This is a genomic window from Neorhizobium vignae (assembly GCF_000732195.1).
Taxonomy (GTDB): domain Bacteria; phylum Pseudomonadota; class Alphaproteobacteria; order Rhizobiales; family Rhizobiaceae; genus Neorhizobium; species Neorhizobium vignae.
Map to the genome: position 1 here is coordinate 1 of NZ_JNNU01000026.1, position 22,790 is coordinate 22,790.

Annotated in this window: 21 protein-coding genes; 5 read left to right on the top strand and 16 right to left on the bottom strand. The window is 63.0% G+C overall.

The annotated features are described in order from the left end of the window. The first annotated feature begins 37 nt into the window (after window positions 1–37). On the top strand, window positions 38–433 hold the full coding sequence (locus GQ59_RS26885; protein WP_037087203.1) for a hypothetical protein: 396 nt from the start codon (window positions 38–40) through the stop codon (window positions 431–433). A gap of 157 nt (window positions 434–590) precedes the next feature. On the opposite strand, the gene GQ59_RS26890 is transcribed toward GQ59_RS26885, so the two are convergent. The 5 genes from GQ59_RS26890 to cysG form a co-directional block, all read right to left on the bottom strand. Further along, entirely contained in the window at window positions 591–1,430 is an 840-nt protein-coding gene (locus GQ59_RS26890) for a ferredoxin--NADP reductase (protein WP_037087353.1), read from the bottom strand. A 147-nt stretch (window positions 1,431–1,577) separates the two neighbouring features. After that, on the bottom strand, window positions 1,578–2,087 hold the full coding sequence (locus tag GQ59_RS26895) for a DUF934 domain-containing protein (RefSeq protein WP_037087204.1): 510 nt from the start codon (window positions 2,085–2,087) through the stop codon (window positions 1,578–1,580). Further along, window positions 2,088–3,761 (bottom strand): nitrite/sulfite reductase, encoded by a 1,674-nt coding sequence (locus GQ59_RS26900; RefSeq protein ID WP_037087206.1) that lies wholly within the window; start codon window positions 3,759–3,761, stop codon window positions 2,088–2,090. 7 nt (window positions 3,762–3,768) lie between these two features. Further along, window positions 3,769–4,083, bottom strand: a complete 315-nt coding sequence (locus GQ59_RS26905; protein WP_037087208.1) for a DUF2849 domain-containing protein — start codon at window positions 4,081–4,083, stop codon at window positions 3,769–3,771. After that, entirely contained in the window at window positions 4,080–5,534 is a 1,455-nt protein-coding gene (cysG, locus tag GQ59_RS26910; RefSeq protein ID WP_051904229.1) for a siroheme synthase CysG, read from the bottom strand. The genes GQ59_RS26905 and cysG overlap by 4 nt, the downstream gene beginning before the upstream one ends. 235 nt (window positions 5,535–5,769) lie before the next feature. On the opposite strand from cysG, the gene GQ59_RS26915 reads away from it, so the two are divergent. Together GQ59_RS26915 and mazG are read left to right on the top strand one after the other, a co-directional pair. After that, complete coding sequence (locus tag GQ59_RS26915; protein WP_037087209.1) at window positions 5,770–6,348, top strand: deaminase; 579 nt, start codon at window positions 5,770–5,772, stop codon at window positions 6,346–6,348. A gap of 26 nt (window positions 6,349–6,374) precedes the next feature. Next, window positions 6,375–7,208 (top strand): nucleoside triphosphate pyrophosphohydrolase, encoded by an 834-nt coding sequence (gene mazG / locus GQ59_RS26920; protein ID WP_037087211.1) that lies wholly within the window; start codon window positions 6,375–6,377, stop codon window positions 7,206–7,208. Window positions 7,209–7,282: 74 nt separating this feature from the next. On the opposite strand, the gene GQ59_RS26925 is transcribed toward mazG, so the two are convergent. The 10 genes from GQ59_RS26925 to dusB form a co-directional block, all read right to left on the bottom strand. Continuing rightward, entirely contained in the window at window positions 7,283–8,308 is a 1,026-nt protein-coding gene (locus tag GQ59_RS26925; protein ID WP_037087213.1) for an acyltransferase family protein, read from the bottom strand. 135 nt (window positions 8,309–8,443) lie between these two features. After that, entirely contained in the window at window positions 8,444–9,817 is a 1,374-nt protein-coding gene (gene hflX / locus GQ59_RS26930; protein ID WP_152564475.1) for a GTPase HflX, read from the bottom strand. A gap of 43 nt (window positions 9,818–9,860) precedes the next feature. Continuing rightward, complete coding sequence (gene hfq, locus GQ59_RS26935) at window positions 9,861–10,103, bottom strand: RNA chaperone Hfq (protein ID WP_007757453.1); 243 nt, start codon at window positions 10,101–10,103, stop codon at window positions 9,861–9,863. Window positions 10,104–10,209: 106 nt separating this feature from the next. Then, entirely contained in the window at window positions 10,210–11,073 is an 864-nt protein-coding gene (locus tag GQ59_RS26940) for a D-amino-acid transaminase (protein WP_037087215.1), read from the bottom strand. 31 nt (window positions 11,074–11,104) lie between these two features. Next, entirely contained in the window at window positions 11,105–12,481 is a 1,377-nt protein-coding gene (gene trkA / locus GQ59_RS26945; RefSeq protein ID WP_037087217.1) for a Trk system potassium transporter TrkA, read from the bottom strand. A 3-nt stretch (window positions 12,482–12,484) separates the two neighbouring features. Next, window positions 12,485–13,849 (bottom strand): nitrogen assimilation response regulator NtrX, encoded by a 1,365-nt coding sequence (gene ntrX, locus GQ59_RS26950; RefSeq protein ID WP_037087219.1) that lies wholly within the window; start codon window positions 13,847–13,849, stop codon window positions 12,485–12,487. Continuing rightward, entirely contained in the window at window positions 13,839–16,112 is a 2,274-nt protein-coding gene (locus GQ59_RS26955; RefSeq protein WP_037087222.1) for a sensor histidine kinase NtrY-like, read from the bottom strand. The genes ntrX and GQ59_RS26955 overlap by 11 nt, the downstream gene beginning before the upstream one ends. A gap of 220 nt (window positions 16,113–16,332) precedes the next feature. After that, window positions 16,333–17,784, bottom strand: coding sequence for a nitrogen regulation protein NR(I) (gene ntrC, locus GQ59_RS26960; RefSeq protein ID WP_037087225.1), 1,452 nt, complete (start codon window positions 17,782–17,784; stop codon window positions 16,333–16,335). Continuing rightward, window positions 17,781–18,929 carry a two-component system sensor histidine kinase NtrB gene (locus GQ59_RS26965; RefSeq protein ID WP_037087226.1) on the bottom strand — a complete coding sequence of 383 codons (1,149 nt, stop codon included), beginning with the start codon at window positions 18,927–18,929 and terminating at the stop codon, window positions 17,781–17,783. Before GQ59_RS26965 ends, ntrC begins: the two co-directional genes overlap by 4 nt. Further along, window positions 18,926–19,963, bottom strand: coding sequence for a tRNA dihydrouridine synthase DusB (gene dusB, locus GQ59_RS26970; RefSeq protein ID WP_037087227.1), 1,038 nt, complete (start codon window positions 19,961–19,963; stop codon window positions 18,926–18,928). Before dusB ends, GQ59_RS26965 begins: the two co-directional genes overlap by 4 nt. Before the next feature lie 158 nt (window positions 19,964–20,121). Between dusB and GQ59_RS26975 the strand changes: the two genes are divergently transcribed. Both GQ59_RS26975 and GQ59_RS26980 read left to right on the top strand, forming a co-directional pair. Beyond that, window positions 20,122–21,342, top strand: coding sequence for a bifunctional 2-C-methyl-D-erythritol 4-phosphate cytidylyltransferase/2-C-methyl-D-erythritol 2,4-cyclodiphosphate synthase (locus GQ59_RS26975; protein ID WP_037087229.1), 1,221 nt, complete (start codon window positions 20,122–20,124; stop codon window positions 21,340–21,342). Next, window positions 21,339–21,836 (top strand): CinA family protein, encoded by a 498-nt coding sequence (locus GQ59_RS26980; RefSeq protein WP_037087232.1) that lies wholly within the window; start codon window positions 21,339–21,341, stop codon window positions 21,834–21,836. Before GQ59_RS26975 ends, GQ59_RS26980 begins: the two co-directional genes overlap by 4 nt. 46 nt (window positions 21,837–21,882) lie before the next feature. On the opposite strand, the gene GQ59_RS26985 is transcribed toward GQ59_RS26980, so the two are convergent. Then, window positions 21,883–22,710, bottom strand: a complete 828-nt coding sequence (locus GQ59_RS26985; RefSeq protein WP_037087233.1) for a hypothetical protein — start codon at window positions 22,708–22,710, stop codon at window positions 21,883–21,885. Window positions 22,711–22,790: the final 80 nt, after the last annotated feature.

Below are 22,790 nucleotides of genomic sequence, written 5' to 3' on the forward strand. Positions count from 1 at the left end.
ATGACGAAAAGAAACCGAGGATCACCAAGGGATCATCATGTCCGATAAAAAGCCGCCGCCGATCGAGACCTATCTCGCCGCCCGCACCGCCGAAATGCTCGCCCTGCCTTACCTCGCCTGCCGGCGCCGCGATTGTCGCCGCCTGCAGACCTGCTACTGGCGTTTCAACGCCACCGGCGAACCCTGCTGCCTGCAGAACCTGGATGCCGGTCAGCGCCGGGTTTTCGACGAGCTCTATGATCAGGCCCGCCGCATCCGCGATCACGGCGGCTGGAACGCGCGGCTGATGTACGCGTCCCGCTATCCCGTCCGCCGCGCCCTGGAAGATGCCGGCCTCGAGATCGCCGGCACCATGGTGCACAAAAGCGACCGCAAACGCTGGAATGCGTTTCGCAGGAAACGCGCGGCGCTGACGCCGGAGGAGCTTGATTGAAGGCGGGTCTCGTGGCGGTGCGCAGGATTTGCGCTCGTGGAGACGGTGCAAGGGGTTGTATGTGCCGCACTGTCCCCCGGCCCTTCGCTTTGGCTCAGGGCGTTCGAGGCTCAAAACGCTCCACTGGAGCGTTTTGCCGGCCGCAGGCCGTCGCCTCTCACCCCACAAACGCCCTTTCGATGACGAACTCGCCGGGCTTGTTGTTGGAGCCTTCGACGAGGCCGGCCTTTTCGAGCAGGTCCTTGGTGTCCTTCAGCATCGCGGTCGAGCCGCAGATCATGCCGCGGTCGACGGCCGGGTCGAGCGCCGGGACGCCGAGATCGCTGAACAGCTTGCCGTTCTCGATCAGGTCGGTGATGCGGCCGCGATATTTGAAATCCTCGCGGGTCACGGTCGGGTAGTGCTTGAGCTTGTCCCCGACCAGCTCCGCCAGGAATTCGTGGTTCCTGATCTCCTCCATGAGGTCGAAGCCATATTTCAGCTCGGCGACGTCGCGGCAGGTATGGGTGAGGATGACCTCATCGAATTTTTCGTAGGTCTCGGGATCGCGGATCAGGCTGGCGAAGGGGGCGATGCCGGTGCCGGTCGAGAACATGTAGAGACGCTTGCCGGGCGTCAGCGCGTCGAGCACCAGCGTGCCGGTCGGCTTCTTGCGCATCAGCACCGTGTCCCCCGGCTTGATCATCTGCAGGTGCGAGGTCAGCGGGCCGTCCGGCACCTTGATCGAGAAGAATTCCAGCTCCTCGTCCCAGGCCGGGCTGGCGATCGAATAGGCACGGTAGACCGGCTTTTCGCCGACCATCAGGCCGATCATCGCGAACTCGCCCGAACGGAAGCGGAAACCGGCCGGACGCGTCATGCGGAAGCGGAACAGCCGGTCGGTATAATGCTCGACGGCAAGCACGGTCTCGGCATAAACGCCGTCCGGGATCTTTGCCTGAACCTGGGCCGGGGTCTCAGCCACTACGAAGTCGTCGGTCTTTGCTGGAGCGTTCATGCCTATCGGTCTCTTCGTCTCATCGTTCTTCGCAGAAGCGAAATATACCATCTGGTCCCGCATTTGAAGGCATCCGCGTGCCTTTGTCGCGGGGCTTCCGGAAAATGTGTGCGGGAAATTCACCTTTCGGCCGGTCGTTCCCCGGCTTCAGGCCGTCACAGTGCGGCGGCGCCAGCTGTAACCCTCGCCCTTTTCGGCGTCGCGGGCCGTCGGCTGGTAGTGCTCGGCGATGCCCGGCAGCCGGCCCTCCTCGAGCCGCTTCAGCGCCGTGGCGTTCTTCACCGAAAAGCTGTCTATGCCACAGCGCAGCATCAGCGGCACCTGGTCGATCAGCACGTCGCCGACCGCCCGCAGCTCGTTCCTGTAGCCGAGCCGGTCGCGCAGCAGCGAGGCGTGCGAAAAGGCGCGGCCGTCGTTGAAGGCCGGGAAATCCACCGCGACGATCTCGATGCGGTAGAGATAGGGTTCGAGCTTGCGCACGTCGTCCCCTGGCCGGATCAGCACGCCGAGGCCGACGTCGTTGCTTTCCTCGGCCCGCGCGATCATCTCGGCAAGCGGCAGCAGCGCCTTCTGGTCCTCGGTCGCCTTCACCTCCTCGGTCTCGATCACCCAGGGATCGTTCTCGACGAAACCGGTTTCTCTCCAGATACGGGTCATTTACGCGGCCTCCGCCTTGGCGTCGCCATAGAGCGCTTCCTTGAAAGGCTGCGGCCCGACGCGGCGATAGGCTTCGAGGAAGGTCTCTTCCTTTGCGAGGCGAAGGCCGAGATAGGTATCGACGATGGTTTCGACCGCGTCGGTCACCTTGTTCGGCTCGAAGCCGCGGCCGATGATCTCGCCGATCGAGGTGTTCTCGTCGCCGGAGCCGCCGAGCGTGATCTGGTAGAGCTCGGCACCCTTCTTCTCGACGCCCAGGAGGCCGATATGGCCGACATGGTGATGGCCGCAGGCATTGATGCAGCCCGAAATCTTGATCTTCAGCTCGCCGATTTCTGCCTGGCGCTCCGGCGAACCGAAGCGGGTGGAGATTTCCTGCGACAGCGGGATAGAACGGGCGTTCGCCAGCGCGCAGTAGTCCAGCCCCGGACAGGCAATGATGTCGGTGATCAGCCCGGCATTGGCGGTCGCGAGGTTATGGGCGACAAGCGCGCGGTAGAGCGGTTCGAGATCGGCCAGCGCCACATGCGGCAGGATGACGTTCTGCTCGTGGCTGATGCGGATCTCGTCGAAGGCGAACTCTTCGGCCAGGTCGGCGATCGCATCCATCTGCACGTCGGAGGCGTCGCCGGGAATGCCGCCGATGGGCTTCAGGGATATCGTCACCATGCCGTAGTCGGGATGCTTGTGCGGCTTCACGTTCTGGTCGACCCAGCGGGCGAAGTTTTCGTCGCTCTTTTTCCAGCCGGCAAGCTGCGGCCAGCCCTCCGCCCGGTCGGCCAAGGCCGGCGGCGCGAAATAGGCGGCGATCGCGTGGATGTCTTTCTCAGGCAGCTTAAGCTCGGTGCCCTGCAGGTGCGAGAACTCCTCCTCCACCTGGCGGGCCAGTTCCTCGGCGCCGGTCTCGTGGACGAGGATCTTGATGCGCGCCTTGTACTTGTTGTCGCGACGGCCATGCAGATTGTAAACGCGCATGATCGCGGTCGTGTAGGAGAGCAGGTCTTCCTCGGGAAGGAAATCCTTGATCTTCTTGGCGATCATCGGCGTACGCCCCTGCCCGCCGCCGACATAGACGGCAAAGCCGATCTGGCCGGCCTCGTTCTTCTTCAGATGCAGGCCGATATCGTGGACCTGGATCGCGGCGCGGTCGCGCTCGGCGCCGGTAACGGCGATCTTGAATTTTCTGGGCAGGAAGGAGAATTCCGGGTGAACCGAGGACCACTGGCGCAGGATTTCGGCGTAAGGCCGCGGATCGGCGACCTCATCGGCGGCAGCACCGGCGAAATGGTCGGCGGTGACGTTGCGGATGCAGTTGCCCGACGTCTGCAGCGCGTGCATCTCGACGCTTGCGAGTTCGGCCAGGATATCCGGCGTGTCGGAAAGTTTCGGCCAGTTGTACTGGATGTTCTGGCGGGTGGTGAAATGCCCGTATCCGCGGTCATACTTGCGGGCGATATGGGCGAGCATGCGCATCTGCTTCGAGTTCAGCGTCCCATAGGGGATCGCGACGCGCAGCATGTAGGCGTGCAGCTGGAGGTAGACGCCGTTCATCAGGCGCAGCGGCTTGAACGCATCCTCGGCCAGCTCGCCGGCGAGGCGGCGGCCGACCTGATCGCGGAACTGCTCCACGCGGCTCGAGACAAAAGCGTGGTCGAATTCGTCGTAACGGTACATGACTTCCTCAAACTGCGATGAAGGCCGGATCGGCGGGGCGGTAGCCGGCAGCATATTCCATGGTCGGGCCCTGGGCACGAATACGTTCGCGAAGGCGCAGGGGCCAGAGCTTGCCGTCCTGCTCCTGCACGTCGATGACGGCAACGTCAACAACCCGGTTCTGCGCAAAATCGCGCTTGCCAATCGCCTCCAGCGAGGCCACGGCCTCGGGATGGCGGGCGACGATCGCGTCCTGCAGGTTTTCCACCCATTGGCCGTTCGCATCGAGCCAGACGGCAATTCCGTCGGAAAGGCGGTTGGCGGTCAGAACCTTGTCGGTCATCTTGTCTGTTCCATTCCCTCGCGAACCGGAATCTTACCATGGGAAAGCGGTTCGGACTTTTCGAAATTCGCACCGGCGACGGCTTCGCCGATGATCACCATGACCGGGCCGGAAAGATCGTCGCGCGCTTCCAGGTCCGGCAACTCGCGAAGAACGCCGTGGAAGAGCCGGCGGTCGGCGCGGCTGGCATTCTCGATCACGGCGACCGTGGTTTCCGGAGCAAGGCCGGCGCCCATCAGGCGTTCGGCGACGGAGGCGGCAACCGTGCGACCCATATAGACGGCGATCGTCGCGCCAGAGATCGCAAGGCTCGCCCAATCGGGCAGGACATCGCCGGTCAGGTCATGGCCGGTGGTGAAGATCAGTGATGACGCGACGCCGCGCAGCGTCAGCGGCAGGTCGAAATCGGCAGCGGCGGCAAAGGCCGACGTGATGCCGGGCACGATCTCATAGGTGACACCGGCGTCGCGCAGTGCCGCCATTTCCTCGCCGGCGCGGCCATAGACCAGCGGATCGCCGGACTTCAGGCGCACGACGCGCTTGCCTTCGCGGCCGAGCCTGACCAGCAGCTTGTTGATCTCGTCCTGGGACTTCGAATGGCAGTTCTTGCGCTTGCCAACCGACAGGCGCTCGGCATCGCGGCGACCCATGTCGACGATCGCCTGCGGCACCAGCGCGTCATAAACGATCGCGTCGGCCTCCATCAGCACGCGCTGGGCCCGCAGCGTCAAAAGGTCCTCGGCACCCGGGCCGGCGCCGACCAGCCAGACATGGCCCGCGGCGCGACCAGTGGTCGACAAGAGCGCATTGGCCGAGCGGCGGGCGGCGGCTATATCGTTGGCATCGACGGCGCTTGCGACATCTGCCGAGAAGAAGCGGCGCCAGAAGATCCGGCGCGATACGCCGCGCGGCACCAGACGTTCGGCGGCGTCGCGATATTCGGCGGCGAGGCGCGCCAGAAGCCCAAGCGACGGCGACAGCATCTGGTCGATGCGGGCGCGGATCATCTGGGCGAGAACCGGGCCGGCGCCTTCCGTGCCGATGGCGATCGCGACCGGCGCGCGATTGACGAGAGCCGGCGTGTAGAAATCGCAGAAGTCGGGCTGATCGACCGCGTTGGCCGGGACCTTTTCGGCGCGGGCGGCAGTGACGATCGCACGATCCAGCGCGGCGTCGCCGGTTGCGGCGAACACCAGCACCGCGCCCCTGATCTGATCCGAGATCTGATCCGGGGAGAAATCCGAACGAGCGGTCTTGATACCCTGGGCGGCCAGCCAGTCGGCATAGTCGGCATCCGGTGCGGAGGCGCAAGCGACGATGTCCGCATCGGTGTTGCGCAGCAGCCGGGCCTTGGCATAGGCTTCGTCGCCATTGCCGAACACGACAACGCTCCGTCCGCTGACGCGGACGAAAGCCGGAAAAACCGACAGGCGTTGTTGGCTTGGAGACATGCGGTTATCCTGAATCATATCGCAGCAATATCCACAATAAGGCACCGGAATTGAAGGAATGGATATTCGAACTGGATTGCGAGCCGGTATTTCTGTTTTACGATCAACCGGTTCTTGAGCAAAAGCCACCGCAAACGATATTTCTCTAGTATTTCTGTAGACTAAAGTGTTTTTTGCCTCGATCCCCTCGTTCCGCGCCATAAACTGCCTAGACACCTTGCAACAAAGAGTTCCCATGACAATCGCCGCCCGCCTTCTCGACGTCATCGAAAACGACATATTGCCCCTCACGGAAAAGAGCGTTGCCACCGGCAACAAGGTTTTCGGCGCGGCGATCCTCAAGAAATCCGATCTGTCGCTGGTGATTGCCGAAACCAACAATGAGCTCGAAAATCCGCTGTGGCACGGCGAGGTGCACACGCTGAAGCGCTTTTATGAAACCACGCGAGATCTTCCCACCAAGGATTTGATTTTCCTGTCAACTCACGAACCATGTACGATGTGCATGTCGGCAATTACCTGGGCCGGGTTCGACAATTTCTACTATTTTTTCAGCCACGAGGATTCGCGCGACGCCTTCGCCATTCCGCATGACCTGAAGATCCTCAAAGAGGTGTTCGGGCTGGAGCCCGGCGGCTACCGGCGCAACAATGCCTTCTGGCATTCCTACGCCATCACCGACCTCGTAGAGAGCGAGGAAGAGCCGCTTCGCACCGCGCTCAAGGCGCAGACGACCCGTATCAAGGCGCGCTATGACGGGCTTTCCGGCGTCTACCAGTCGTCCAAGGACAAGAACAGCATTCCGCTCGCCTGACATACCGACATTGAAGGACCAAGAAGATGGAAGCATCGAAGGATATTTCGCGGCTGATCGAGATCATGGCGGCGCTACGCACTCCGGTCACCGGCTGCCCCTGGGACCTCGACCAGAATTTTGCGACCATCAAGCCCTATACGATCGAGGAAGCCTATGAGGTGGGCGATGCAATCGAGCGTAACGACATGGACGACCTTTGCGAGGAACTGGGCGACCTGCTGCTGCAGGTCGTCTTTCACGCTCGCATGGCGGAAGAAGTCGGCGAGTTTGGCTTCGGCGACGTGGTCGAGGCGATCACCAGGAAGATGATCCGTCGGCATCCGCATGTCTTTGCGATCTCCGATGCCGCGACGCCGGATGCGGTGAAGCTGCAATGGGACGACATCAAGACTGAAGAGAAGCGCGAGCGGGCGGAGCGGCGGGCCAAGCGCGGCATTACGGAAGATTTCAAGGCCGGCTATCTCGGCAGCGTCCACCGCGCCCAGCCGGCCCTGACCGAGGCGCTGAAGCTGCAGCAGCGGGCCGCAAAGGTCGGTTTCGACTGGTCGGAGGCCGAGCCCATCCTCGACAAGATCGAGGAAGAGGTCGGCGAACTGCGCGAGGCGCTGCGCGAGGGAAACCACGGCAAGATCTCGGACGAACTCGGCGACCTGATCTTCGCGCTGGTCAATATCGGCCGGCATGTGAAGGCCGATCCGGAAGAATCGCTGCGCGGAACCAATACGAAATTCAGGCGGCGATTCAATTACATCGAGACTTCACTTGAAAAGTCGAGTCAGACGCTGGAAGAGGCAACCCTGGAGCGCATGGAAGAGCTCTGGCAGGCGGCAAAGGCGATCGAGCGGGAGATCGGCTAAAGGGCATTCCGCCAGCCGCCAGGACGCGGCCGCTCCGGCCATGGAGTGACTGCGGCCACGTGGCGATGCGAGTTTTATACCGTTCGGCCGACGGTGACGGATTTCGGTTTCGCCAGGCGGTTCTGTAAGAAACTGTTCAGCGCCCTCCGTGAGGGCTTCTCCACGAGGTAGAAGCTCGCCAGGGCGGTCGCCACGGCGGCTAGAAGCAACACAGGGGTTGGCGCCGCCCCTTCGCGGTAGAGCTTGTAGAAGGGTTGCTGCCACAGATAGAGCGAGAAGGACCACAGGCCCGCATAGGTGAGCACCTTGGCGGACAGGATCTTTCGGAAGACCGGCGCTGCGCTGTCGATCGTGGTGATCGAAACGGCGAGCATGGTGGTCGACAGGCCGAAGGAGAGAACCTGAGATGGGGCGCCCTTCGCCACGACGGCAATCAGCAGCGCCAACGGGGATACCCACCAGGGAGCCTGGCGCTTGCGAAGCAACAGCCACAGGCCGCCGGCAATGAATATGCCCGCGACAGAGACGTCGCTGCGCCAATGGGTATAGAGAACACTCGCACCGAGTTCGGTGCGAACGATGCCGTTCAGCATTGCCGCTGCACCGAGCGCGATGACGAGAGCGCCGACCGGAAACAGTCTGTGCCGGGACAGGAATGCCACACCTGCCAGAAGGATATAGGCATGCTCCTCGACGCACAGCGACCAGAGGTGATCAAGCAATGCCACCGGATGGGTATAGATCATGGCGTAGTTGAGCGTGAACGTCAGAGCCAGCATCGCCGCGACGGGCCCGTGCGAGATCTGGGTGCCCTGGAAGGCAAGGGTCGTGATGACGACGAACGCGAAGAGGGCCGGATAGATTCGCGAGAACCGCCGGAAAAAGAAGGTCGGCAGTTCCGCCCGCCGGACGAACAGAATTTCCGACATCAAGCGGCCGGACAGAACAAAGAACAGGTCTACGCCGAATGTACTGAACCCCGGCTTGAAATCATCGAGCCAGAAATGACCGACGATCACGAAGATGACCGCAATACCTCGCCATCCGTCGAGATAGTCCAGGTGTTTTCCGGTCTCTTCGTGCGGCTGACTCAGTATCATTGCACCATCCTGGTTGCCGGCCGGTGAATGATAACTGCGGGAATCGTGGCCGTCCTCGTCGGCTCATGTTGCACCGCAAAAAACGGGCAACATCATGGCGCGGTCGCCCGTTGCCAGGTCGCGTAACCGGACTCGCTACCGTTCCCAGTCTTCCTTCGCCGCCTTCGGGCCGTTGCCGAGCTTGCGCTCGAACTCGGCTGCCTCGGCTTCGGACATGCGGACGTCCAGAGTGACGGAACCGTCCTCATTGTCCTCGCGGCCATCGACGACGGCATTGCTGTAGACCCAGGAAACGATGGAGAGCTGATCCGCCGGGATGACGATCGAGGTTTCGGTGAGCACGCCCGAGAGGCGCCTGGAGATCTCGTCCATCAGGGGCTCGACGCCCTCGCCCGTCATCGCCGAGACGGCCATGACGTTCTCGCGGCCAACGGCCCGCTCGGCGATCGCCTCGTGGGCCTCCGGGTCAAGCCGGTCGATCTTGTTCCAGACCTCGATGATCCGCCTGGCGGCTTCCTTCTCGTCGATGCCGAGATCGGCGAGGATGCGCATCACGTCGCCGGCCTGGGCGGCATTGTCCGGGTCGGACATGTCGCGCACATGCAGGACGAGATCGGCTTCCAGCACCTCTTCCAGCGTGGCGCGGAAGGCGGCGACCAGATGGGTCGGCAGATCGGAGATGAAGCCGACCGTATCGGAGAGTATCACCGTGCGGCCATGCGGCAGCTTCATGCGGCGCAGCGTCGGATCGAGCGTGGCAAACAGCATGTCCTCGGCCAGCACGCCGGCACCGGTGATGCGGTTGAACAGCGTCGACTTGCCGGCGTTGGTATAACCGACCAGCGCCACGATCGGGTGCGGCACCTTGCGCCTCTTGGCACGATGAAGCTGGCGGGTACGCACGACCTGCTCGAGCTCGCGCTCCAGCTTGACGATGCGTTCCTGAAGCAGCCGGCGGTCTGCCTCGATCTGGGTTTCGCCAGGGCCGCCCATGAAGCCGGCACCACCGCGCTGGCGTTCAAGGTGGGTCCAGCTGCGGACGAGACGGCCCTTCTGGTAATTGAGATGCGCCAGATCGACCTGCAGCGTGCCCTCCTTGGTGGAGGCGCGGCGGCCGAAGATCTCCAGGATCAGGCCGGTCCGGTCGATGACCTTGGCCTGCCATTCCTTTTCGAGATTGCGCTGCTGCACCGGGGTCAGCGGATGATCGACAATGACAAGGCCGGCGTCATGTTCGTCGAGCAGCGCCTTGATTTCCTCTATCTTGCCGCTGCCCATCAGCGTTCCCGGACGCGGCTGGCTGATCGGCACGATCAACCCCTGCACGATTTCCAGGTCGATTGCCTTGGCAAGGCCGATGGCCTCCTCGAGGCGGGCCTCGTTGGATCGCTGGGGTGCGGGTGCGGCGTTTGAGTCGCCCTGCCCCGCCTTCGACCGTCCCTGCTTGAGGACCGGCACTATGACGAGCGCACGCATGTCGTCCCGGCGCTTTTCAGCCTCCGGGACCATGGATTCGTTGGAAGTATCGCGATTTGAAATCTGTTCTGTCCTGTTAGGCCGCATTCTCTTCGGTTTCGAACATCTGCATGGGCTGGCCCGGCATGATGGTCGAGATCGCGTGCTTATACACGAGCTGAGAGTGGCCGTCACGGCGAAGCAGGACGCAGAAGTTGTCGAAAGAGGTCACGACACCTGTCAGCTTTACCCCGTTGATCAGGAAAATCGTCAGGGAAATCTTCTGCTTGCGAACGGTATTGAGAAATAAATCCTGCAGGTTCTGAGAACGTTCCGCCATAGCGCCGCTTCTTTCTTTTTTGCCGGCCCGGAGCCGGATCATGTTCAAGCTTGATAAAAGACGACCGGAAAGCGCCCCGTGCTTTCCCTTCCCCGATGTTTGACTATCAAATCGCCGTCTTTTCCGCAACGTCGAAAAAGGTGTCGCGAATACTTGACGATACGGTGCCCGGATGGCCGTTGGCGACCGGTTTGTTGTCGATTTCGACGATCGGGACGCAGATCCCGGTGGCGGAGGTGAAAAATACCTCGCGCGCCGCGAGCATCTCTTCCGTCTTGAACTCGCGCTCGACCACCTTGAGCCCGAGCTTTTTTGCGACATCGATGAGGGTCGTGCGGGTGATTCCCTTGAGAATGCCGTGTTCGGCCGGCCGGGTGACCAGCTCGCCATCCCGAGTGACGATCCAGACGTTCGAAGAGGCACCTTCCATGACGATGCCGGAACGGTCGATGAAGATGGCGTCCTGAGCACCGGCCTCCTTCGCCTGCTGTTTGGCAAGCACGTTCGGCAGCAGGCCGACGGTCTTGATGTCGACGCGGTCCCAGCGGTTCTCGGGCAGGGTTATAACCTTGATGCCGCTCGCATATTTCCTGGCGGCGACCGAGGGATCGGTGCTCTTTGCGGTGATGGTGATGGTCGGCGGGGTGCCCTCGGTCGGGAAGTAGTGGTCGCGGCGGGCGGCACCGCGGGTGACCTGCAGATAGAAGATGCCGTTCTTCACCCGGTTGCGGCGGAGAACTTCGCGGATGACGAAGGTGAGCGCCGCGCGGCCCATCGGCGCGGCCATCCTCAGTTCGCTCAGCGACCGGTCGAGGCGGTTGAGATGGCGGGTCAGATCGACGATCATGCCGTGGCGTACTTCGCAGACCTCGTAGACGCCGTCCGCGAACTGGAAACCGCGATCCTCCACATGCACCGCAGCGTCGGAATGGCGAACATATTGTCCGTTCACATAGGCAATTCTCGACATCGATGTCCCCTGCTCTTTTCGGAAATGCTGGTCAGAAATACTGGATGGAAACGCGGAAAAGCTGCTCCACATGGCGCACGGCTTCGGCGGTGGCGAAGAGCACGACCCGGTCGCGCGCCTTGATCCTGGTATCGCCGTTCGGGCGGATGACGGCCTCGCCGCGGTAGATCGCGCCGACACGGATGCCGTCGGGAAGTTCGAGTTCGCGGAACGGCCGGCCGACCAGCGGCGAGGTTTCCAGCGCCTCGGCCTCGATAATCTCGGCAGCGCCGTTCTGCACCGCATAGACGGAACGGATGCGGCCCTTGCGGACATGCTGCAGCACGCGCGAGATCGTCACCGCACGCGGGTTTATCTGCGCATCGATGCCGAGCGCGTCGGTGACCTGATGGAACGAGGTGGAGTTGATCAGCACGAGGTTCGACTTACAGCCGAGCGATTTCGCCATGACCGCAGCGAGGATGTTGATCTGGTCGCTGTTGGTAAGGGTTATGATCAGGTCGGTATCCTGGATATCGGCCTGGGTGAGGACATGTTGGTCGAGCGCCGAACCGTGCAGCACGATCGTATTGCGCAGCTGCTCGGAAACGACCAGCGCCCGCTCGCGGTCGCTCTCGATGATCTTCAGCCGCGTCCTCGGCTGGTGTTCCTCGATGGTCCGGGCGACGTAGTATCCGATATTGCCGCCGCCGGCGATGATGATGCGGCGCGCCTCCTGCTCCTCGTGGCCGAACAGGCCGAGCGTACGGCGGATGTGTTCGCGCTGGCAGATGACATAGGCGAGATCGCCGACTTCGAGCTCGTCGGCGGAGCGGGCGACGCTCAGGACGCCATGGCGGACGATGCCGACCACAGTGGCCATCAGGTCAGGAAACAGTTCGGAGAGCTGATGCAGCGGCGTGGCGACCACCGGGCAGTCTTCCATGCACTCGATCGCCACCATGGCGATGTGATCGTCGGCGAAGCGGACGACATCGGTGGCACCGGGAAAGGAAATGCGCCGCAGCACCATCTTGCCGACTTCGATCTCGGGCGAGATCGTCACGTCGATCGACATGTTCTGGCGGCTGAAGAGGTCGGCATATTCCGGCTTCAGATAGTTCTGGGCGCGGATGCGGGCGATCTTGGTGGGCACGGAAAACAGGGCATGGGCGACTTCGCAGGCAACGATGTTGACCTCGTCATAGAGCGTCACCGCGATGATCATGTCGGCGTCTTCGGCGCCAGCCTTTTCCAGCATGTCCGGATGAGCGCCGTGGCCGACGTAACCCTTGACGTCGAGCGTCTCGGTGATCGCAGCGATCAGCGTCGCCGAGGTATCGATGACGGACACGTCATTGTCCTCATGGGCGAGCCGTTCGGCAATGCCGTAGCCAACCTGCCCCGCGCCGCAGATGATTACCTTCATACGTCAAACACCGAGCGATTTGAGCTTGCGGTGGAGTGCCGAGCGCTCCATGCCGACGAATTCCGCGGTGCGGGAAATGTTGCCACCGAACCGGTTGATCTGGGCGATCAGGTAGTCGCGCTCGAACATTTCGCGGGCTTCGCGCAGCGGCAGCGTCATGATGTGGTAATCGCCCTTGGCGGAGACCTTCGGCAGCATGTCGCCGAGATCGGTCGGGAGCATGTCGGCGGATATCGGCGAATCCGGACCGTCGGAACGGGCAAGGATCATCAGCCGTTCGATATTGTTGCGCAGCTGTCGGATATTGCCCGGCCAGTCATGGGCCTGGAGGACGGCCATGGCGTCCTCGCCGATCTTGCGAGGGCGGATGCCGGCCTGTTCGGAAATCTGGCGCATGAACATGTCGACCAGGAAAGGAATGTCCTCGCGGCGTTCGGCGAGCGCCGGCACCTTGACCGGAACGACGGCCAGCCGGTGATAGAGATCCTCGCGGAAGGAACCGTCGGCGATCAGGCTTTCGAGATTGTAGGCGGTCGACGAGATGATGCGGACATCGACCTTGACGCGCTTGGAACCGCCGACGCGTTCGAACTGCTGGTCGACCAGTACGCGCAAGATCTTGTTCTGGGTTTCGCGCGGCATTTCGCCGACTTCGTCGAGATAAAGGATGCCGCGATGGGCCTCTTCCAGCGCGCCGATCTTGCGCGCCTGGCCGGGAGCGCCTTCGGTGCCGAAAAGTGCCATCTCCATGCGATCAGGCGTGATCGTCGCGGCGTTCAGCGCCACGAAGGGGCCGGCGACGCGCGAAGAGCGCTTGTGGATCATCCGCGCCACCAGTTCCTTGCCGGAACCGGAGGGGCCGAGGATCATCACGCGGCTGTTGGTCGGCGCGACCTTCTCGATGGTCTGGCGCAGCTGCGAGACGGCAACCGACGTGCCGACCAGCTCGGCGGCGTCGCCCGTGCGCTTCTTGAGCTCGGTCACCTCGCGCTTCAGCTTGGAGTTCTCGAGCGCCCGCTCGGCGATCAGGATCAACCGATCGGCCTTGAACGGTTTTTCGATGAAGTCGAACGCGCCGCGCTTGATCGCCGAAACAGCGGTCTCGACATTGCCATGACCGGAGATCATCACGACGGGCAAATCGGGGTGCCGGCTCTTGACCTCGTCGAGCAGCGCCAGGCCGTCGAGCTTGGAGCCCTGCATCCAGATATCCAGGAAGACCAGCCGCGGCACGCGATCGGATATCGCTGCCAGCGCGCTGTCGCTGTCGTGAGCCGTGCGGGTTTCATGGCCCTCATCGGACAAAATACCTGAAACGATATCGCGGATATCCGCCTCGTCATCTACGACCAGAATATCAGACGCCATAAGCCAATTCCTTGTTATTATCCGTTCCCGGCACCGCCACCTGCTCCAGATGCGGCAGCAGCACCCTGATCATGGCGCCCTTGCCATGATCGAAATCGGCGGGAGCATCGTGCAGTTCGAGCTGCCCGCCGTGTTCTTCGATGATCTTCTTGACGATGGCGAGCCCCAGGCCCGTGCCCTTGTCGCGCATGGTCATGTAGGGCTCGAGGATGCGGTGCCGGTTTTCGGTCGGCAGGCCGCTGCCGTTGTCGATGATGTCGACCACATAGGCGTCGCGCTCCGCGTCGTAGACCGAGCGGACCTTGACCTTGCGGCCATCGCGTTCCTGATCGCTCGAGACCGCCTCGATCGCCTCGACGGCGTTCTTGATAAGGTTGCCGAAGGCCTGGCCGAGCATGCGCGCATCGAACATGCCCTTCAGCGGCTCGTCGCCAAGCTCGCGGATGAAATCCACATGGGTCGTGCCCATCTCGCGCAGGAAGATCGCGTCGCGCAGGATATCGCGCAGATCGGCCTCTTCCTTGGCGGGTTTCGGCATGCGGGCAAAGGAGGAGAATTCGTCGACCATGCGGCCGATATCGCCGACCTGGCGCACGATCGTATCGGTGCACTGGTCGAAGACGGCGCGGTCGTCCTCGGCGATCTGCTTGCCGTAGCGACGCTTGAGGCGTTCGGCCGAAAGCTGGATCGGGGTGAGCGGGTTCTTGATTTCGTGGGCGATGCGGCGGGCGACGTCCGCCCAGGCGGTCGAGCGCTGGGCGATCACGAGATCGGTGATATCGTCGAGCGTTACCACATAGGAATCGTGCGCGGCGCGCTGTTCCTCGCGGGTGACCTGGACCGACAGCGTCCGCTCCTTGCCGCCGCGGATCAGGTTCACCTGCTTGCGGAACTCGCCGCGCGCTCTGGTGCGCGCCTCGGTGAGGACGTGGTCGATCTCCGGCGCGACATCCTCAAGCTTCTCGCCCATCAGCTGTTCGGCGGGAACGCCGAGGAAATGCTCCGCCGACGGATTGACGATGGTGATGCGGCGGTCTTCCTCGACCCCGATGACGGCAGCGGTGACGCCGGACAGCACGGCCTCGATGAACCGACGACGGTCGTCAACTTCATCCTTGGCCTCGAGGATCTCGTCGCGCTGGCTGCGGATCTCCGAAATCATCTTGTTGAAAGTGCGCGACAGACTGCCGACGTCGCCATCGGCGGCGCGCACCGGCACGACCACGTTGAGATTGCCGGTCGCCACGCTGTCGGCGGCGCTGATCAACAGCCGGATCGGCCGGACGATGCGGTCGGCCACCGCGATCGCCGTCCAGATCGCCGCGAGCAGCACGATCAGCGCGAAACCGAGATAGAGCACCGCAAAGGCGATCTGCAGCGACGTGCGGCCGGCTTCCATCGCCTGGTATTCGGCGGCGTTCTCCTCCATCAGCCGCATCGCCGAGATGACTTTCGGATCGACTGCGCGGATCGTATAGAGATAGGAGCCGGGAATGGCGTCGAGCTTGATGACGGCGCCGACGAGGTTGGTGACGCCTGGCGGGATCAGCGTCGGCTGGCCGGCCGCCGCCGTCTTCAGCGCATCCTCCGGGATCGCCGGCAGCGGCTTTTCCGTCTTGATGTCGGCCTGGACGATCGCCTGACCGTCTTCACGCACCAGGAAGGCTCCGAGCATTCCGCGACCCCGCGCCTGGCGGGTCATCAGGTCCACGAACCCCGTCCGGTCGAGATAGAACATCGGCCGGTTGCGCTCGAGGTCGTTCGACATCGACACGGTCTGGCCCTGAAGATAGCTGGCATTCTCAAGCATATAGGCTCGGGCGACGTCCTGGGACGACTGCACGATCGACTGCGTCCGAAGCGAGAACCAGCGGTCAAGGCCGACATTGAGCGTGAGGCTCGCGAAAATCGCCACCAGAACCGCCGGCGTGATCGCCACGATCGAGAAGAGAACGACGATGCGGACATGCAGCCGGGCGGCGGCGCGGCCGCGGTTTCGGGCCCTGACCAGCCGAACGATCTCGCGGCCGATCAGATACATCAGGCCGAGGATGAAAAGCGAGTTCAGCGCAGCCGAGGCGATCACGACATTGGTGGTCGGCGCGATCGGGGTCAGGCCGAGCAGGATGAACAGCGTCACCGACGCGCAGATCAGGGCTCCGCCGGCGAGCAGAAGGCCGGGGAGCGCAAACGACGCGCGCCGATCCTGCACTGACACCGCTGGCTCGTCTTCGGCCATCGGCGCGGTTACGCCTTCCGTCATCGAATCCACTCCGATCCCCAAAACCCTCGCGGGAGATCGATCCAACCCGGTCAGACCGGGCGAAGCGACAGCCACTTTCCAGAAAAGGGCTGGTCTACCCCATCAACGGCCGCCACTCCGTCGAGCATTCACCAAACCCTGCGTGACCTTTAAGCAACGCAATGTGGCGAAAATGCAACGATGAGCGGAAGGTGTCAAGCAGTCGGGAACAAACTAACCATCAAGCACCACGAGAGCTGCGATAGACCGAGACGCCCAGTTCCCGGATCTTCTTGCGAAGCGTGTTTCGGTTGAGGCCGAGGAGATCGGCCGCCTTGATCTGGTTGCCGCGGGTGGCCGTCAGCGCCGCCAGGATGAGCGGATATTCCAGCTCCGTCAGGACGCGATCGTAGAGACCCGGCGGCGGAAGGTTTTCGCCGAAGCTCGCGAAATAGCTGCGCATGTTTTCTTCCACGGCCTGCGCGATGGTGAGCGAACCGCTGCGGGTCCCCATCTTGTCGATCGGGCTGTCGGGAACATCCGAGCGCAGCTCCGATTCGATGATCTCGCGGCTGATGACCTCCTGCGGGTAAAGCGCCATCAGGCGCCGAACCAGGTTTTCCAGCTCGCGCACGTTGCCCGGCCAGGCATAGGCCTTCATCAGATCCAGCGCCTCGCTGTCGAAACGCTTGGCATCCAGCCCTTCCTTCTCGGCCATCTGCATGAAGTGGCGCACCAGATCCGGAATGTCCTCGGCACGGTCACGCAAGGGAGGCAGGCGCAGCGGCACGACGTTGAGGCGGTAATAAAGGTCCTCGCGGAAGAGGCCTTGGTTGATCAGGTGCTTCAAATCCTTGTTGGTGGCCGCGACGATGCGGACATCGGTGCGGATGGGCGTGCGGCCGCCGACGGTGGTGTATTCGCCCTGCTGCAGGACGCGCAGGAGGCGCGTCTGGGCGTCCATCGGCATGTCGCCGATCTCGTCGAGGAACAGGGTTCCGCCCTCGGCCTGCTCGAAGCGGCCGGTGGAGCGGTTCTGGGCGCCGGTAAAAGCGCCCTTCTCATGGCCGAAAAGTTCCGATTCGATCAGGTCGCGCGGAATGGCGGCCATGTTGATCGCCACGAACGGACCGTTGCGGCGCTTGCCGTAATCATGGAGCGCGCGCGCGACCAGTTCCTTGCCGGTGCCGGACTCACCGGTGATCATCAGCGTCAGGTCGGTCTGCATCAGACGCGCGAGCACGCGGTAGATTTCCTGCATGGCGGCGGAGCGGCCGACGAGCGGCATGCCGTCCTGCATGTCGTCGTCGAGGCGGGCGGGCTTGCGCTTGGGCTCGGCGAGCGCCCGGCCGATGATGGCGATCAGCTCGGTCAGGTCGAAAGGTTTCGGCAGGTAGTCGTAGGCACCCTTTTCGGAGGCCTTGATGGCCGTCATGAAGGTGTTCTGGGCGCTCATGACGAGCACCGGCAGCTCGGGCCTGGCCTTCTTGATGCGCGGCAGGAGGTCGAAGGCGTTCTCGTCCGGCATGATCACGTCGGTGACGACGAGATCGCCCTCCCCGGCCGAGATCCAGCGCCACAGGGTGGCGGCATTGGAGGTAATGCGCACTTCGTAACCAGCCCTGGTCAAGGCCTGGTTCAGAACGGTACGGATGGCCGCGTCGTCGTCGGCGACAAGGATCGTGGCAGTCATTTTACGTTTCCTGTGGAGTTCAAGGCGCGGCCGTCCGTGGCCTCTTCCTTGTGCATGGGCATCAGAACGCGGAATATCGTGCGGCGCGCCTGGCTGTCGCACTCAACGATGCCGCCATGGCCGCCGATGATCTTGGCAACCAGCGCGAGACCGAGACCCGAGCCGTTCGTCTTGGTGGTGATGAAGGGGTCGAAGAGATGCGGCACGAGGTCGGTCGGAACGCCCGGTCCGTTGTCGATGACGCAGAATTCGAGCGGCAGGGAAATCTTGTCCCGGGTGCCGGCGACCGAAAGCTTGATGCCCGGGCGATAGGCTGTCGTCAGCATGATTTCGCCGTCCGGCTGGTCGCCGACAGCTTCGGCCGCGTTCTTGATGAGGTTGAGGAAGACCTGCACCAGCTGGTCGCGGTTGGCAAAGACCGGCGGCAGCGACGGGTCGTACATTTCTGAAATCTTGATGTTGCGCGCAAAACCGGCCTTGGCGACCGCCTTCACGTGATCGAGCACCGAATGGATGTTGAGGGCTACGCGATCGACCGGCCGTTCGTCGGAAAAGACTTCCATGCGATCGACCAGCGAAACGATCCGGTCGGTCTCGTCGCAAATCAACTGGGTCAGTGCCCGGTCGTCGTCGGGAACGACGCTTTCCAGAAGCTGGGCGGCGCCGCGGATGCCCGACAGCGGGTTCTTGATCTCGTGGGCAAGCATGGAGGCCAGACCCGTCACCGAACGAGCGGCGGCGCGATGGGTGAGCTGGCGGTCGATCTTGTCCGCCATGGACCGTTCCTGGAAGACGACGACCACCGAGCCCGGTTCGCTGACCACGGGCGCGACATAGAGATCGACGAGCTTGTCCTGGCCGAGGCGCGGCGAAGACAGGTCGACACGGTATTCGTTGACGGGCGCCTTGCGCTCGCGCACCTGGTCGATCAGGGCGAGAAGCGGGCTTCCGAACGGGATGAAGGTGGAGATCTTGTTCTTGGCGAGATGGGACGCGCTGGCGCCGAAGAAGGCCTCCGCCTCCCAGTTCGCGAACGCGACCTTGCCCGCCGCATCGACCAGGATCACTGGGTTCTGCACCGAGTTGAGGACGGCCATGGCGAGCGCGTTGCCAATCGTGGCATCCGGCGCTTGGGACTTGCTCATGCGGCCTCCTTCTGGGCGGCGGCGGGCTTTTTGGCGTCGAAGGATTGGCCGCCGAGCGCTGCAATCATCCGGCGCGAGACATCGGCCGGGTCTTTCGAAATCATGATGAAGGCCTTTTCTTCGACGGGCAGGCCCGATGCATAGCGGTCGAGATACCAGCCGAGCTGTTTTCGCGCATGGCGGAGGCCGGCCTCGCGGCCGTAGAGTTCCAGCATCGCCTCGTAATGCTCTATGACCAGATCGGCGACCTCGGCCTGCGACGGCGCCGCGTGGCCGGCGAGCCAGCCGACATGCCAGGGCCGCCCCTGAGCGCCGCGGCCGACCATGACCGCATCGGCACCGGAGCGCGCCAGAATAGCTTGGGCGTCCTCGGGCGATTCGACGTCGCCATTGGCGATCAGCGGGATGGAGATCGCGTCGCGCACCTGGCGGATCGCATCCCAGTCCGCCCTGCCCTCGTAGAACTGCATGCGGGTGCGGCCGTGGATGGTCACCAGCTGGATGCCGGCCTGTTCGGCGCGGCGGGCGATCTCGGGCGCGTTGATGGAGTTCTCGTCCCAGCCGAGCCGCATCTTCAGCGTCACCGGCACTTTGACGGCATTGACGGTCGCCTCGATCATCGACAGGGCGTGGTCCGGATCGCGCATCAGCGCCGAGCCGGAATAACCGCCCGTTACCTTCTTGGCGGGACATCCCATGTTGATGTCGATGATGTCGGCACCGTTGTCGGCGGCGATCCTTGCTGCTTGCGCCATCGGCTGCGCCTCGCGGCCGGCGAGCTGCACCATGTGCGGCGAAATCCCGGCGCCCTTCAGCCGCGCCCATGATTCGCCGCGGTTGAGAATGAGTTCACCGCTGGCGACCATTTCCGTCACGACCAGCCCGGCGCCATAGCGCCAGGCAAGCCGCCTGAACGGCAGATCGGTGACGCCGGACATCGGCGCCAGGACGACGCGATTGCGAATGGCGACAGGCCCGATCTGAAAAGGCTTGGCAAGATCTTGAAAACTCAAATGATGATCTTTCGGGCACATGAGATAGTTGCACTATTTTTATTCAGGTCTCGAGCATTTGCCAAGAGCAATTCCTGAACTGCGTTATTTTTGAGCGGCATGCTGGAATTCAGGCTTTTGGTCCTATAGTTCTGCGCCTGTCAATCCAAAACGAATTACGGGTCGGGGACGACAAAGCCATGACAATCGGTTCCGGGACAATCGGTATCGTCATCGTCGCCGCAGGTCGCGGGGAACGGGCCGGTTCCCCTGAGGACGGCCCCAAACAGTATCGGCGGATCGGGGGCAAGCCGGTCATCGCCCATACGCTCGAGCGGTTTCTGACCTGGCCTCGCAGCGGTCCGATCGTCGTCGTCATTCATCCGGACGATGAGGCGTTGTTCGCGGCGGCAACCGTCGGCGTCAAGGGAGCGGCCGGGCTGATCACCACGTTCGGCGGGGAAACACGGCAGCGCTCGGTCTATGAAGGCCTGCGCGCCCTTTCCGGCACCGAGGCGACCCATGTGATGATCCACGATGCGGCGCGGCCCTTTGTCGACCACGGCGTGCTCGAGCGGGTGGCACAGGCGCTCGACGATGGGCAGGACGGCGTGCTGCCGGCCGTTCCGGTCAGCGACACGCTGAAGCGCGGCGGTTCCGACGGACTGGTGCACGAAACAGTACCGCGCGCCGGGCTTTATGCCGCCCAGACGCCGCAGAGCTTCCTTCTCTCGCAAATCCGCACCGCCCATGAGAAGGCGGCGGCCCTGCGCCGCGAGGATTTCACCGACGATGCCTCGATCGCCGAATGGGCCGGACTGCCGGTCACCCTGGTGGAAGGATCGGTCGACAATATCAAACTCACCGTGAAGCGGGATATCGCCATGGCCGACGAAAAACTCTCGCAGAGCCGGTCCTCGACCGCCCTTCCCGATGTACGGACCGGCAATGGTTACGACGTGCACCAGCTCGAACCCGGCGACGGGGTGACGCTTTGCGGCGTCTTCATTCCGCACGACCAGAGGCTCACCGGCCATTCGGATGCCGACGTCGCCCTGCATGCGTTGACCGACGCGCTGCTCGCCACCTGCGGCGCCGGCGATATCGGCGACCATTTTCCGCCTTCGGACATGCAATGGCGCGGGGCACCGTCGAAAATCTTCCTCGACCATGCGGCGAAGATCGTCCGCGAGCATGGCGGCACGATCATGAACGCGGATATCTCGTTGATCGCGGAAGCCCCGAAGATCGCCCCGCACCGCCAGGCGATGCGCGAGAACCTCTCCGAGATTCTCGGCATTTCGCTCGACCGCTGCTCGGTGAAAGCGACCACCAACGAGAAGATCGGCTTCATCGGCCGCCGCGAAGGCATTGCCGCGATCGCGACGGCGACAGTGGTCTATCGCGGAGAGGCCGCGTGAGCCTGTTTCCCGCCGATATCGAGGACCAGGCCAGGCGGATCATCACGGATTTTACCGCACGCGGACTGATGGTCTCGACGGCGGAATCCTGCACGGGCGGACTGATCGCCGGGGCGCTGACGGAGATTTCGGGGTCATCGGCCGTCGTTGACCGGGGTTTCGTCACCTACACGAACCAGGCGAAGATGGACATGCTCGGCGTGACCGACGCCACGCTTACGGCCCATGGCGCAGTGTCGAAGGAAACGGCGCTGCAGATGGTGCATGGCGCGCTTTATCGCTCAAAGGCGGCCGTGGCGGTTGCGGTGACCGGCATCGCCGGTCCCGGCGGCGGATCGGCGGACAAGCCGGTCGGGCTTGTGCATCTGTCGGCGAAGAGCCGTGGTGGAAAGCTCCTGCACCGGGAAATGCGCTACGGCGATATCGGCCGCACGGACATCAGGCTCGCGACCGTACGGACCGCGCTGGAAATGCTGATGGAGGCCGCAGGCTGACCAGAACCCGGCGGCACGCTGAGGGGCACTCGTGGGGTTTCCCCAATCAAGGATTCGGGCAGAGCGAAGCGACATCCGGCCCGAAATCCTCCGGGCTCACCTTCTCACGGTCCCACCATGTCTTGCCGTCTTTCATGAAGGTGGTGGCCATCCACTGATCCATCGTTTCGCGCAGCTTCGTCGCCGCCGTCTGAAACTTGGGGCTCGCCCGAACCTCCTCGAAACATTTCACCACCGTCTGGACAGAGGGGAGCGCGCGCGTAACGTAAAGCATGTGAAAATCCAGGCTGCTCAGCGCCTCGCCGGTTTCGACCGCGGTTACCTTTGCCGCATCGGCAGCGGAGAGATCGATATCCAGGGTCTCGATATGGACGCGTTCGCCGGGCTTGCGGCCGGGTATGCTGAACTGGTCGCCATCGACGCCATAGCTGCGGCTGACGATGTCGATGTCCTGGAGTTTCGACGAGACGATGCCGGTGGTTGCGAACGCCAACAGAGAGGTTTTCGGATCGGATTTGGGAAATTTTTCGGTCTGCTTGATCTGAGCGATCCTTCCGACCGGCAGGGAGCCTGGCTCGGGATCATAGGTCAGTCGCACATTCAGGAAGATTTCGAACTGCGCGATCCGGCGCGGAAACATTTCCCGATCGACGAAAACACCCATGGCCGGTGCAGCGGCGTCTTCGGAATGGACGACGAACTTGAGTTCCGGGGACAGCCAATATGCCCCGCTGATCGCCTTGCCGTCCTTGTCCGAGACGATCACATAGGTACCGGGCTGGCGAAGCTTCGAGATGTCGGCCGCAGCGGCGGGCATCGCCAGGATTACAGCCGTAAACACCGGCCACATCATGCGTGAGAGATGTCCTGCCATGCCAGCCTCCCCTGCGCGGTGAGGAGACTATCCGTCAGAGCGCGACGGTTCGCAAGAGCAGTCGCTATTTGGGCACGGGG